General features: G+C 37.1%; 11 protein-coding genes. All 11 read right to left on the bottom strand.

Going from position 1 to position 14,695, the window contains the following annotated elements; all coding sequences use genetic code 11:
* Window positions 1-39: 39 nt before the first annotated feature.
* Complete coding sequence (locus tag ACW9SV_RS17510) at window positions 40-789, bottom strand: ABC transporter ATP-binding protein (RefSeq protein ID WP_479558062.1); 750 nt, start codon at window positions 787-789, stop codon at window positions 40-42.
* A 12-nt stretch (window positions 790-801) separates the two neighbouring features.
* Window positions 802-1,599 carry an ABC transporter permease gene (locus ACW9SV_RS17505; RefSeq protein ID WP_479558061.1) on the bottom strand — a complete coding sequence of 266 codons (798 nt, stop codon included), beginning with the start codon at window positions 1,597-1,599 and terminating at the stop codon, window positions 802-804.
* Window positions 1,599-3,779: a glycosyltransferase gene (locus tag ACW9SV_RS17500; protein ID WP_479558060.1), complete on the bottom strand. Its 2,181-nt coding sequence runs from the start codon at window positions 3,777-3,779 to the stop codon at window positions 1,599-1,601. The genes ACW9SV_RS17505 and ACW9SV_RS17500 overlap by 1 nt, the downstream gene beginning before the upstream one ends.
* An 18-nt stretch (window positions 3,780-3,797) precedes the next feature.
* Window positions 3,798-4,640: a hypothetical protein gene (locus ACW9SV_RS17495; RefSeq protein WP_479558059.1), complete on the bottom strand. Its 843-nt coding sequence runs from the start codon at window positions 4,638-4,640 to the stop codon at window positions 3,798-3,800.
* On the bottom strand, window positions 4,637-5,374 hold the full coding sequence (locus tag ACW9SV_RS17490; protein ID WP_479558058.1) for a rhamnan synthesis F family protein: 738 nt from the start codon (window positions 5,372-5,374) through the stop codon (window positions 4,637-4,639). The genes ACW9SV_RS17495 and ACW9SV_RS17490 overlap by 4 nt, the downstream gene beginning before the upstream one ends.
* Window positions 5,375-5,418: 44 nt before the next feature.
* Window positions 5,419-6,282 (bottom strand): class I SAM-dependent methyltransferase, encoded by an 864-nt coding sequence (locus ACW9SV_RS17485; protein ID WP_479558057.1) that lies wholly within the window; start codon window positions 6,280-6,282, stop codon window positions 5,419-5,421.
* Between the two features lie 128 nt (window positions 6,283-6,410).
* The gene (locus ACW9SV_RS17480) at window positions 6,411-7,340 is read right to left on the bottom strand and encodes a glycosyltransferase family 2 protein (RefSeq protein ID WP_479558056.1); all 930 of its coding nucleotides are present in this window, start codon (window positions 7,338-7,340) and stop codon (window positions 6,411-6,413) included.
* Between the two features lie 42 nt (window positions 7,341-7,382).
* Entirely contained in the window at window positions 7,383-9,191 is a 1,809-nt protein-coding gene (locus ACW9SV_RS17475) for a hypothetical protein (RefSeq protein ID WP_479558055.1), read from the bottom strand.
* Between the two features lie 236 nt (window positions 9,192-9,427).
* Window positions 9,428-12,730: a glycosyltransferase gene (locus tag ACW9SV_RS17470; protein WP_479558054.1), complete on the bottom strand. Its 3,303-nt coding sequence runs from the start codon at window positions 12,728-12,730 to the stop codon at window positions 9,428-9,430.
* 121 nt (window positions 12,731-12,851) lie between these two features.
* Window positions 12,852-13,223: a hypothetical protein gene (locus ACW9SV_RS17465; RefSeq protein WP_479558053.1), complete on the bottom strand. Its 372-nt coding sequence runs from the start codon at window positions 13,221-13,223 to the stop codon at window positions 12,852-12,854.
* Between the two features lie 43 nt (window positions 13,224-13,266).
* On the bottom strand, window positions 13,267-14,373 hold the full coding sequence (locus tag ACW9SV_RS17460; protein ID WP_479558052.1) for a glycosyltransferase: 1,107 nt from the start codon (window positions 14,371-14,373) through the stop codon (window positions 13,267-13,269).
* Window positions 14,374-14,695 lie beyond the last annotated feature (322 nt).

Genomic DNA, 14,695 nt, shown 5'->3' with positions numbered 1-14,695 from the left:
AATTGGGTAAAATGTGCTATAAACGGGTTTTAACTAAGTTTAATGGTTGTCTTCCATATACATTTCAATGGCTGTTTCAGTATCTCCAACATACTTCAATTCGCCATTTTTCATAAAGACTGCTCTATTACAATACTGTTTAATGACATCCATGCTATGGCTTACCAAAATAACGGTTCTGCCTTTAATCCAAGAACTCTCAAAGACCTTGATAGCTTTTTCTTGAAACTTCACGTCCCCTACTGCAAAAATCTCATCCAGAAACATGATATCAGCACCTGCATTCACCGCTATGGAAAAGCCCAATCTAGCCACCATCCCAGATGAGAAGAACTTGATTTTAGTGTCTACAAACCCTTCCAACTCGGCGAATTCAACTATCTGATGGAAGATGGCATCTATCTCTTTTATCTTCAACCCTAAAACCGAACCAGACACATAGATATTTTCGCGGGCAGTTAGCTCGTGACTCATGCCTACCCCAAGGTTCATGAGCATGGTAGTGCCTTGAATGTTCACGTATCCGCTATCAGTAGGATAAACACCTGCCAGCAACTTTATCAGGGTTGACTTCCCAGATCCATTCCTACCTAGCAAACCAATGCACTCTCCTTGCATAATCTCCAAGGATAGATTTTTGAGGGCAGGAACATACTTGGTTTTTGGAGGATTGAAAAGGTTGAATAACCGATGCTTTACTGTGTTATGGCTATCCTCTGAAATTTTGAATGTCTTGCTTATGTTTTTAGCTTCAATTGCTATTGACTTCTTCACCAATGTTTTTTCCATACCATGTCAATTTTAAAGCTTTTCAGCCGCCTTTGAACCAATCTTATTCAGCAGAATCAATCCTAATAATAAAAATACAAGGGCGTATCCGTAGTCAAATAACATTAAGTTAAAATCAGGTTGCAGCCCCTGCATCATTACTCTCCGGGCATTGATAATGATCCCAGCGATTGGATTAGCATAGTCAAAGGAGGGCAACGCTTCTTTGAAGCTGGTAAGCTTGTAGAAGATGGGAGATGTAAATAACAACAGCGTCGCAATAACTTGCCAAATCTGAGTTATGTCCTTCGCGTAAATAAAAATGTTTGAAAGGATCAAAGAGATACCTAATGCCATCAAAAAGATATTGAGGAATATAGGAACGATCCACAGGTTCTGAACTGATAAACCTATTGACTCAGCTTCTAACAAATTGTAGAAAATCATAAACATGATGAGGTTAAAAGAGAAGCCTATCACGTTACTCATCAAGGTGGAGATGTAAATCTCAAGTTTGTTCATGTTGCTATACTCATACAGGTATTTCTTTGTATGAAGCAAGCTAATGGTACCGGTGGTACTCTCAATAAAAAAGTTGTAGAGGATTAAGCCAATAAATAAGTAAGAGGCAAAAGCTGGAATGTCTTGCTTTAAAACCACTTGAAATACCAAATAATAGATGCCTATATCTAAAATAGGTTTTAAAAGAGCCCAAAAGAGGCCGAGCCTATTTTCGTAATAACGTAGCTTAAACTCAATTTTGGCTAGAAGCCAAAGCCTTTCCAGTTTATTGTTTTTCCTAAACCAAGCAGTTGTACTTTGTGATAACATTATTTCTTTAAAAATGAACTATATACTTTGTAAGCTATGGTTCTAGCGAGTTTATTTCTCTTTATGAAAGAGATGGCTTTCTCAGAGTATTGCGCCCCAAATGGCAGCTTACTTAATAGATTATAATCTTTTGACGGATTATCTATGGCAGTTACTGGTTTATTTGCAATAGAAAGATTGAAAACATCTGCTGCAAACGCTCCATATAAGGCAGGATACTTCCGGGTCATATATTCATACAACAATTGTTTTTTGTTTTGGGAGATACTTCTGATCATGGAGTTCTTTCTTACCCGATAGTAAAACAAAGGCTCTGGCAGCACTACTCCTCTAAAGCCATTATTCACTAAGGACAAGACACTGTCATAGTCCTCTAACCCCTGAAAAGGCATCTTCCCGTCATTCAGTCCTCCTGTTAAGTAAGATTTCCTTTTATAAACTAGCGAACTGGAGTTTATGGTATTATGAAATAAAATAACAGGTGGTTCTGGCACAAAGGTAGGCCAAATAGCTTTAGCCTCATCAAAATATTGGGTCCAGGCACCTACAAAATGAACATTGGGGTAGCTTTCTAAGACTTTCACAGCTTTGGAAAAGTAGTCTGAAGCCACTTTATCATCTGCATCAAGAAACGCCATGAATTGTCCTTTTGCAGAAGCAGCACCAGTGTTCCGGGCAGCAGCAAGACCTTGATTTGGGGTATCAATAACTACAAAATTTGGTAAACCTCGATAGGAGTCCAATTTAGATAAGCTTACCGGGTCAGTACTGCCATCATTAACGATGATAATTTCCTTCCTAGTGTAATCAGATGCCAGAATAGAAGTAACCGTTTCCTCGAGAAAAAGGCCAAGGTTAAAATATGGGATAATGACAGAAAGCAAACCCTCCACTTCCTTTTCATTCCCTGTTGGTAATAAAGAGGTTAGTGGTTGCCCCTTTCTTATAAAAGGGAAATCACTTTTAGATTTATTCTGAGAAATAACATTTTCTAGTGCAGCCTTCTTTTTTGAGTAGATTGCCTTTAAGCTATAGTTTTCCTTTACTTTTCTGATTGCCTTCCCAGAAACAGCAACTCTCTCCTCTTTAGTTAAAGCAAGAATTTTCTTCAACTGGATAGCAAAGGTCTCAGGCTTAAAATGATCAAAAATGAAGCCGTCTACCCCATCTTCAATTACTTCAAAGTGCCCGCCCTGCTTGGAAGCAAGTACTACCTTACCCAAACTCATCATTTCGAAGACTACATACGGCAGGTTGTCATTCAAACTAGGAACGATTACAACCTTGGCAGCGGCTAAACGATGCTTGATGTCAGAAGGGCTTATCCGGTCCTCTAGCTTAAGAAGGCCTTTGTCAATATAAGTTTTGTACTCCTTCCTAACAAGATCACCCATAGTCCTCCCTTCTGGATGGTAGACAATATCCTGCCCCCCCACCAGAAACAAAGTCTCTCTAAAACCACTATCCCATAAATCTTTGAAGTATTTAAGGAGCTTAGATGCTCCTTTCTGGAAGGTTAACTTCCCGAAGAAAACGATTTCAGAGGGGTCATTACTCTTTAATTCAGGTTCTTCAGAGTCTTGGTTTTCGTAAGGATTAGGAATGATCTCCAACTTATCATTATTAAGCTGAAATCGTTCCGCTAACTCTCTTACCATGAATTGGCTTGGAGATATAATAAAATCTGCCGCTTGCAGGCAAAATCGTTCCATCTCACAAATCCAGTAATTGGGGTATTTGTACTGTTGCACATGATTATACTCCATATAGAGAAATGATGGAGAATGCATGGTAATAACAACAGGTACATTCTTGCACCAATCATATTGTAGGTGCTTAAATTGAAGTAGATAATAGGCAATCCCTAAATATTCCTGTGCTTCAATAACATCAGGGATTCCCTCCCTCTCAATAAAGGTCTTAACTATAAAAGCAAACTCATAACTTATATTAGTCACATGCCCCAAGTGGGAAGAAGAACCTGTTTGGATAGGGTTAAAACGAACTAGTCTTACTCCTTCTCTTTCTTCTGTAACAATGTTATGAACAGAAGTATCATTGACAAATACAGTAACCCTATGCTCGTTACTAACCAGCATTTTTGCTGTATGGTAACAATAGGTACTTATTCCGCCGCCAAAGAAAGGGGGGTACTCTGTTGTAAGGAGCCAGTAATTCAAAATATTGAAATATATAAACTAGAGGTGCAACCTCCTATTACCTGTTATAATCTTAATTATATGACCTAAACGCTTAAACCAAGTAGGAAGTACCTCATACTCATGGTCATAATACTCTTGTAGAAGTTTCGCTTGGTGGTTTTCCTTTAGAAGTCCGTTGTAAGTCTTTTCATTATTCAATCTTTCTGATAAATTCTGAACTTTACTTTGAAGATTTAAAACTTCCTTCTGTAGTTTCCTATTAGAAACCAACAAGGAGAAGAACTGAGGATTGCTCTCATATAACTCCTCTTCGTATTTTTTTACCCAATAGATAAAATCGTATATATCGTCATTTGAAGTGACAGAAGCTCCCACTAAGAATTCTTGTCCATCCAGCCAATTTTGCCCGAAAATCATATTTCTAAAAGCATCAACTTTTTCCTCATGAGGAATCTCACCCTTACTATAATCAAAGTGGTTATACAAAGTTAACTTATTAGCGATTAACCCGCCAAACCCTTGCCTAGTAGATATGTTTATCAAAAGATCAACAACCGATTCAGAGCTTTCATTCTGAAAAGGCAGGAGATTTACAACCGGGTTACCATTCAACAACTTATAGTTTGGTAGGAAAAAAAAAGCTGCAATGTCAAAAGGAGAAATAATTTGAGGATCTAAGGAACTAAGATTAAAAGTCAGGGAGACTCTTATCTCACTGTCTTTATTATTTACATACTTATAAATTTTAGAAATATCCTTAAGATTGGTTTGGTCAATTAGAAAAGAGTAGTGTACATCTGGATAACGAAGAGTTAAATCCTTTTCAAATAAGCCTATATCAGTTTTAAATATGATGCAGATGTCCTCAATTAATTTCATAACTCTTTAATGTAGTACCCCTGCGAGGTAGCTATCCAAGATAAGAGGCGCTCCCACGAATGAGTAACAGTACCTGCTTCATTATCCAATACATTCCCCTTTTCCAAACTCTCTCTAATTTCAAGGGGATTATAACGAATGAAGAATTCGGTTAGGAGTTCAGCTCTAACCCAAAACATGGTTCCCGCCACATAAGCAGGATCTTTGGGGTAAATGTCATATTTCCTTTGTAGCTCAGAAAGTAATTGACCATTGTTGCTTTCAAAACACCCAACTGAACTACTTTCTTGCATAACGGAACCCTTAGAAGCAATAATGCCAATCTGTTGGTCATTCAAAAAAAATTTAAGGATAGTTTCAACAAGGGAAGGTTCTATTATTCTGACAAGGTTATTGAACCATTTCTTTCCATCAGCTAAGTGGGGACTCTTCTTATCATGTATGAAAACCAAGTACTTAGTCTTTAAACCTATACGAAGGTAGGTGTCTAACAAAACTAGCTTTCCGCCTATATCTTTCCCAACATTGGTTGACCTTCTAGAAATGAAGTTTCCATTAAAGAGCTTGCCTAAATAATCATGAGAAACTTCTTCATCAATGGAAGATTGAATTGTGTTGTTAAAGAAGAGTAGATAAGGAAATGAATTATATAAAGATAGAAGCTTATCTAGAAAATTCTCTTCTAATCCATAATAACAATGAAACATTAAAGAAAAAAGAGGGGATTCTTTCATGACATAAAAAGATGCCCCATATAAGGCATCTATGCTTTCTTATTTTAGATGTAGGCTCTTGTGGTATCTAGCCCAAGAACGTACATAAGATTTCCGGTAAGCTTATCAGATAATATATCTTTATTAGCTGGGAGTGCACTCCATATTCTATCAGTTATAGGCTGTTCTAAGTTGTCGTCAGACATGAACTCAGCAATAAAAGCCCAAGTTTTTCCTGGAATAGAAATTATTTTAAAACCAAGTGGTTCTGCTAAAATTTGAATTGCTTTCAAAGACCACCCCATCACATGTCCCCTAATGATAGGATCTAAATAACCTGGATCCTCGTTTTTAATGTAATCTACTAATCCGGTATTAAAAATATAGATAGAGTTTGGCTTTGACTTTTTTGACAGGCTCTGAAAAAGAGACTCTACCATTTTCGGTGTCAAGTGCTCAATCACTTCAATACAACATCCGGCATCAAAATGGAAATCAAGATCTAAGATATCTCCCTTATGATAGTTGGGACTTTTAGTGCAATACTCTTCGGCAGGCGGGAAAAGCTCCGCTCCATAAAATACTTCTTTTGAAGATGGTAATTGGTAACTTATTGCATCCAGAAAATAGCCAGGACCTGAACCAACATCAATGTATTTAGTTATGGGCAGTTTTGCGTATAGGAATACTTCGGCGGTTCTAGCCAATGCGGTTCCCCATGACCTCTCCCTAGCGGCTTCTAATTCTTCTTGCCAATAATTATTGTTATAATTTATCAGAAACGTTCCATTGTCCATTTTCTCCAACACATCTAGGGAAATAAATAGTACTTCACAATGCTGGCATTGAAAATAATTGTACTGTTTTACTTCTTTAAACAGTTCTCCTGAAACATTCTTACAAACAGGGCAATGACTTAACTCCATCATTTATTTTGTTTAAGCCTTAATACTACTATTGTTCACAAGGCTCTTAAAAAATCAGTTATTAATTTAAGAAAAGAAGAACTTCTTCAACTATTATCAATTCAACCTTCAGGCTTTAGAACTATCAGGATTTAGTTTACGACTTTATCGATTATAAATAAAGGCCTTTGTCTAACCTGATTATAAGTTCTGTAAACATACTCACCAATCAAGCCTAAGGAAATAAGCTGAACCCCGCTGAAAAAAGTAATAGCAAAGATTAAAGTAAAATATCCTTGTGGAAGGTAAGAACCTGTAATCTTTTGCCAGCCAAGATATAAAAGATAAATCACAGCAATGATAACACTGGAAAACCCTAGAGTGTATATAAATTTGATTGGAAACTGAGTAAAGTTAAAGATCCCATTAAAAGCCAATTCTAGGAGTTTCTTCAAGTTGTATTTAGACTCACCTGCCTGTCTTTCTCCCCTATCATACTCAAACCCATATTGTTTGAAGCCTACCCAAGACCGGATACCTCTAAGATACCTGCTGTTTTCTGGCATAGAAACCATTACATCATTAACCCTTTTTGTAATCATGCAGAAGTCGCCACTATCCAGAGGAATATTATAATTACTAACCATGCTTTGAACACGGTAGTAAAGCCAATACGAAGCCTTCATCAATAAACTGGCTTTTCTAGTCTTTCTGATGGCATAAACTACATCATACCCTTCTTTTATCTTTGAGTAGAAATCTGAAATTAGCTCTGGGGGGTCTTGTAGATCACCATCAATAATCATTACTGCTTCTTCGGCATCCGCATAACTCATTCCAGCAGAAACAGCAATTTGATGCCCATAATTCCTTGACAAAAAGACGGATTTGAAGCGGGTATCTCTATCTGACAAATGTTGCATTAAATAAGGGGTATTGTCTTTACTCCCATCATTTACTAGTACTACCTGAATCTTCATATTCAAAGAGTCCAGAAGCGCCAAAATCCTTTCAACAAGTATATTAAATGATTTCTCCTCATTATAAAGAGGAATCACTATTGAAATCTGAGGAGATTGCATGTATTTAGTTAAGCTGTGCTCTTAAGTTACACTAAATGAATTTTAATTATAAAAGGTTAAAGAATGAAAAATCAACCCAAGAGTTCTGTTATCCTGGGAATCCTTTTGCAGTTCCTGAGGCTTGAAACTCCTATTATTAATTTCAACCTTGTATATCACCTTCTGTTCTTGAAATGCAAATGAGAACAAATATCCATCATTTTGTTTTTCCATTTGGTAGGGTAAAAACCTATCATTCAAAATAACACTAGGTGTATCAACAAGTGGTACATAACACTTAAGCTTTACTTCAATGGAATCACCTGAAGTATATAGATTAGGCAACTCAACCACTCCCTTTCCATTTGTCCACCTGTAAGCACCACTTTCACTTTGTTCTAAATCATAAAAGCCTGAAATCCCCTTAAATGAATTTTGATCAACATTGAAATTATTTAACTTCGTTTTGGGCTTAAAAACATTTAACTTATTTCTTATCATCATTTCCCTAGCTTTACCAGAAATGACATCATTATACCCCATTAGGCTCTCCAAATTCTTATTAGCCTTTAAGTTTTGCTCCATTTTTAAATAGGCTTCCTTTCTGTAAGGAGCAATTTGCCATTGGTTTTTATAAGTGATTACCGTGCAACAAATAATAAATAATAAGGGAACAACATAGGAGTACTTTAGAATACTACTTTTCTCCTTAAGGTCATTCAGCATAATCATAAAAAATGTAGCCAATCCTAAAACGCCCGTAAAGGTTGCTGCTGAATAGCGCGAGGAGGCTCCATAATAAACATCATTGAAATGCAACCGGCCCATTAAAACAGTACCGTAGAATATAATTGTGCAAAGGATTAGATTAATGGCAACAGTTCCTTCTATTTTCCTATTTTTAACAAACGAGTAAATAGCATATGCATAAAACAAAAGAACCAACAACCCTGCAAAAGGCATTACATTGTGTCCAAAGGAGTTAATACTGTATGAATCTTTGTCTATCAAATTACCCGCATTCGCAATTAAGAAGAATTTCACAACAAACATGGGTTCTTTCGTCAGCTTCTCTACCGCGGCTCCAATGTTATTTGAAAGATTTACTTTGCCATATACTTCATAAGGATGCTGTATTGAATATAATTCTGCCATATAATTGACTAAAAATGAAAAAGCAAGCAACCCTATAGTCACACCAAACGCGATTACAAATCTTTTAACATCTACCTTTTCTTTAAATAAAAAGTAATTAACCAACATTAACAAAAGCAACGAAAGTTGGAAGGGCAAAAAGTATGCTGTGGCCTCCAAAATGGAGATACAAGACAAAACAATGTAAAGAACTAAGGAATTCTGGCTTCTATAACTTCCGCCTTCTTGAACAATGTAAAACCTATGGGTTATGTTCAAACAAACAAAACCAAAGGCAACCACCATGTAATGGCTGAATCCACCACCCCACAAAGACATTTCCCATTTGGTAAGACTAAAAACAATTAGTCCCACCAGAACTGAAAAACAAAACCTCGCCTTCTTAGCAAAATATAGGTTGTTAAATTTTAAAAAATGAAACCCAATAAACAACAACAGGGAGCCACTAATGATGTTTTCATAAAAGGAATTATATGCAAAAAGCTTGCAATTAACATAAGTAATGATGGTAGAAATTAGAAACAGAAAGGGAGGCCGGTAATAGTAGTCTTGTAATGAAGCGTCACCGTTATATATATTGTTTATATTACCCGCTAAAATTTGAATAGTATCCAAATAGGCAACATCATGGTAGGCTCTAAAAAGCCACAACAAATAAATTCCAAAGAAAAAAACAATAGGAACAAAAAGGATGTACTTCTTATATATATTACTCATAAACAATTTGGGGACATTGAATAGAACTCAAAACAAACCATTGTCTTGATCTATATTTTTTGTCACCCCACTTAAAACCTGATAATAAAAATTTAACAGAGTTGATTAGTATTTTAAATACTAATCCCACCTCCTTGGACTTGATACACTTTGATTACATAAAATCATTGTCTATTACTCTAGACTATTCATTCTTTCTTTAGATATGCTTCTAAAGTTGTAGACTATTAAGCCCGTCATTCAGTTGCTAATACATCCACCAACACTTTTTCTACTGCCTTTTTATAAAAATACTCCTTGACATAATTGATCTCTGCCTTACTCAATTGCTTTAGCTCTTCTTCTGATTGATAATACCTCAAAATACGCTTAGAAAGCTGTTCAGCCTCATTTTCCGGTTTGATAAAGGACACATCACCAGGCAAACCATCAATCCCTTCAGTAGTCGTCGCTAAAGGAACACCGAAATGCATTGCTTCCACTAATTTCCCTTTTACTCCGGCCCCATACCGCAGAGGAACAACTACCATTCTTGCTTCTTTATAGGCACGTTCCAACTCCCCATCACTCACAAAGCCTTTTACAAGGATGTCAGTGGTGTTCAGTTCCTTTACTTGCTCTGGAGGATTAGAACCAATAATGATGAATTTCGCCTCAGGTATTTCCTTCTTTATACTAGGCCAAACCTCTTTGGCAAACCACAAGACGCCATCAACATTGGGCTTGTGTCCAAAGCCGCCCACAAAAAGCAGGTCCTTCCTTTTTGAGAAATCTACCACAGGCTCATTTAGGCTATTGTAAATAAAGGGCCTTATCACCTGTACATTGTAATTAGAATTCAACGCACCAATTATCTTTTTTTCTTCCTCACTTGGTGTTAGAATGATATCACTGCGATCAAACAGGAACGTTTCTGTTTCTTTCCATTTCTTGGCTTCTTTAAGAATAGCAGGATCTTTCTCTATCTCATACCTCCTCTGCTCCCTTAAATAGTGTAAATCGTGGCCATAATACAATACCCGGGCATTTGAATTCTGTTTGATGAATTCTATGTACTTAATGGATATATGGGGCCTGTTTAAATAGATATAATCAAATTTGTCACTGTTATCAATAAACCATTGCTGCCAATTTTCATGGTACCAAAGGCCGTAAAGTACTTCAACTCCCATTTGCTGGAGCACGGAGGTGTAGGGCTCATGTTTGTAGAAATTATCGCCCAGGAACTTGACATTGTACCCAAGGTTCACCAGAAGTTCTAAGTAACCAAAGGTGGTTCTTGATCCGGCATCTTTATCAAACTGCGGCACATAATGGTCAATCATGAGCATTGTTTTCTTATGCTGGCTTCTTTCACGGGCCCAGAAAACGTTTTCTGCATTAGGAAATTGGTCTCTCTGCAGAACCGTCTTCCATTTTTCAAAGAACTTTTGGTTGTTGACCTTTTGGTATTCCTTTATAGAACTGATGGCACTTTGCTCTCTGTCATTGCCATGAGAATAGCCTTCGTAGTGAATCACTTCTGACAAAGGTTGATATACTACCTTATAACCTTTCTCTCTTATAGCAAAGGCTATATCTGAATCCTCGCAGTAAGCAGGGGTGTAGCGTTCATCAAATCCTCCCAGTTCGTTCCAAAGGCTTTTTCTAATAATAATGCTAGCCCCCGAGACGTAATCTACCTCTTTAACATAGTTAAACTGTGGCAAATCAGGATCTTGTCTGTAACCGAAGTTCCAGCCAGAAGCATCATTCCAAATGATGCCGCCTGCTTCTTGTAAACGTCCGTCAGGATACACCAATTTAGACCCGGCCATACCTATGGTTGCATCCTTTTCCATTAAGTCTACCAAAGAAACTAACCAACCCGGCGTTACTTCTGTATCGTTATTCAGGAACAGAACATATTTCCCCTTTGCAAAGGAAGCTGCATGGTTACAATTAAGAAGAAAACCTAAGTTCCGCTCATTTCTAACGGCGTTGATGTTCTTAATGTAATCTCCAATATTCTTTGTTTCGTCTGAGGAACAATCATCAGCAAGAATTACCTCATAACTTACTCCCTGTGTATTTTCTTTGATAGATTTAATACAGGTATAATTCATCTCCCAGGCGTTGTAAGCAGGGATTATGATGGAAACCTCAGGAAGCTCATAGCTGGGTAATTCAAAAGGCAGGAAGCTTATTTGTTTCTGGACCTCAGATTGCTGCACTACTTTTTTGTTATCTGGTAACGCAATGCTGATTGGGTAGTCTTCCTTTTTCCCGCGCAAGGTATTTACCGCTTTTTTAAGGGTTTGGTACCTTCTAGAGTTTTCAGGCAAAGCTTTTCCTTTGAAGTTGTAGTATATGCTCAGAAGCTTCCAACCTTCTGAAACATATATTTCTTCTAACCTGCCCCTTAAAGCATCGATTTCCTGGTAAAGTTGATGGGTCTTTTGCTTCAGCCCCTGAATTATATCTTTGCTGTCAACTAGTTCTTTTTGAAGCTTTTCAATAAATTGATTTTGCTTTTGAGCGTTCTCTTCTAGACTTGAGATTAAATCAATCCTCTCGTCTAATTCTCTCTCCAGTTCTTTCTGCTTTTTGCTTAGTTCCTGAAGTAAAAGGGCTTGGTGCTGGTTTTCTGTTTCCAACTTTGTCTGGTTCAGCACAACTTGCCCTAATTGTTCGGTTTGACTTGAAACCTCTTGTTGGTATCTCTTAATTATATCGTTTTTATCAAAAATTTCTTGGTCTAATGATTTCCCCCAAGACCCAAGTTCCACAATATGAGCTTCCTTCTCAACCATTCTATCAGAGAGCTCAAAGTAGCTTTTATTTACATTGAAAACGACCGAAGCCAAGTTTAAAGACTCACTTGTTTTGACATCACTGCAAACGGCTATTAGATATTTTGTATCGTTAGAAGGAGAGCCTTGATTCCAGTCTGTAACTTTTATACTGGATAGGTTTCTTGTATTGGGCTTGGTAATGGCACTGATAATTTCAAATCTTTGATGAAATGTCTCAACGTTTGTAAAATATGCAGTCAGGAATTTAGAAAACTCACTTGAACTAAACTCCTTCACGTGGAATTCGTTCTTATAAGAATATCTTTCAGAATAGTTTATTCTATCTGGAGTAGAAATGATTAGCTTCCCTCCTTCTTTCAGGACCCGTTTAACTTCTTTTAGGAAGGCGTTTTGCGTTGCTTCATCAACGTGCTCAATTGTTTCAAAGGAGACAACAACATCTACTGATTGATTTGGAAGTGGAATACTAGCAACAGAACCTTGGGTGAAATTTAGGTTTGAAATCCTTCCTCCGTAAGCCTCTTGTGCATATTTAATACTGGAAGCATCGATATCCACCCCGTAAACTGTTTGGGAGTACTTTGCCAAGATGGCTGAACCATAACCTTCTCCGCAAGCTATATCTAAGACAACTTTGTCTTTAACTATTTCTACGATTGTATGATACCTATGAAGATGCTCAATCCCGATCTCTTCATTTAACAATTCACTATTTGGAACAAACCTTTCTCCTGTAAACTCCACTCTATAAACTATTACTTTAAAACAAAAAAAATTAAAATAATGCGTTAGCATTACGCCTTTCCATTCTATAAATAAGAATATTGAATCAACTCTTTCCGGAACCTTCAGAAGCTTTTTTAAATTAAAACAGCTTTTTAAACAATTTTTGTTTTATGGTTCCTAAAAAGCTCCTTTGTTCATAAGTTCTTTTATACCACTCTAAATCCTGCTGCTTTCTTACTATTTCATTTATCAGTTTCTTATTCATTTGTTTGTTCCCTTCATTATTTCTTTCCAACAAAGCAACTCTTGCTTTCAATTCTTCAACCTCCCGGTCTTTGCTGTTTAAGGAAATTTTCAAAGCGTTGATTTCTTCTTCTTTTGATCTAAGAAGCCCCTGCTTGAAATTAAGTTCTTCAACAAAATGGTTTTGAATAAATCTTAAAGACTTACTTATATCTTCTAGCGGTTCTGAATCGGAAATAAAATCTTGTATTGATAATAAATTTCTCATATTTAATCAGTAAAAATCTTTAACAATCTGCCGTACTGCCCTTCTACACTTGTTTTACCAAAGGTGCTAGACCCTGATAAGCATTTTTGTATTCTTTGAAATTGATGTTAACGTCAAAATTTGCGGTGCAAATGTCAAAGGAGTAATCCCCCATTACTTCCAGCATTTCCTGGTTATTGAAATAATCAAGAATCTTAACAATGGCATCAGTTTCATTTTTAAATACATCCCCGTTCAAACCCGTTTTAATAATATCTGCGTTGCCAACACAGTCACTCAGGAGAACAGGTTTCTTCAAGGCCAATGCTTCCAGTACACTAAAGGAAAGTCCCTCAAATAAAGAGGTGGAGATAAACACGTCGGCTTGGGCTACCATTTCTTTGACAACTTGAGGGTCTTGCCAACCTGTAACGGTTATGTTTTTAGAAATCAAGGAAGGGCGTTCTTTTCCATCACCTGCCCATATAAATTCAATTTGGTCAAAATCTTCAAAGAAGGCAGCTATGCTGTTAAACAGAAGGGGGTTCTTCTGTTCCTCAATTCTTCCGGTGGTTATCACCTGAAACTTCTCTTTCTTTAGGTGAGCCGTGAATTGCAAGGCAGTATCTTTCAGAGACACCCCATTGTTGATATATGAAGCGTTGATTCCCAGTTTTTGATATTCGGCAAGTTCAGACGCGGAGCAGCAAACAACTTTTCCGCCCACTCCATTCCCAAACTTTTCAATCTGTTTGAAGAGAAAGTTCAAGACGGGGTTCCCTCCTGAAAGAAAAGGAGCGCCATTTGGAGTGTACACAACGTTCTGGATCCCGGCAAACCGACAGGCTAGTCTTCCTAACAGACCACTTTTGGAGGAATGCAAATGCACCGCATCCACAAAGCCTCTTCTGTTTAGCCTTTTAAGGATGTTGTGTAGTTCCGAGAGGGCTAATAAGTCTTTAAAGGGATGAATAGACCGCTGCACAGATTTCCACCGGATGAAGCGTACGTTTTGTTTAGGGAAGGTTCGCTTAACGTCTTTTGCAGACATTACCTGCTTCCGCTCGCCATGAATGATGATGTGGAGGTCATCTGGCATTGTTTCGGTAAGCGACTTCACGAATACGGCAACCCCAGAAGCAAAAGGTTCTATTACGTGTACTATCTTCATTAGCCTGGGGGATTCAGCACTAAAAACTTCTATTGGTACTTCTATCTTTAATAAACCAAAGATAGCTATAATTCTTCAAGACCTATGAAATGAACGGTATTTATACCAAATCTATATAGATAAGACCCCGTTCGCTGCATACACCCCTATTTAGATCGTAGAAAAACTTCATTCTTGAATTATATAAACAATAAAAAACTTCTGCTCAACTGCTTCATCACGAAAATTCAATATTCATGAAATCAAATGAATCAAGCCTATCATTAGTAGCTACAATTTCATTTTATTACAGGAGGAGAATAAATTTTGATTAAAAAAGATT

Source organism: Rufibacter sp. JT20002 (assembly GCF_056491185.1).
The sequence above is the reverse complement of the archived record's forward strand: the minus strand, read 5'-3'. Positions and strand labels throughout refer to the sequence as shown.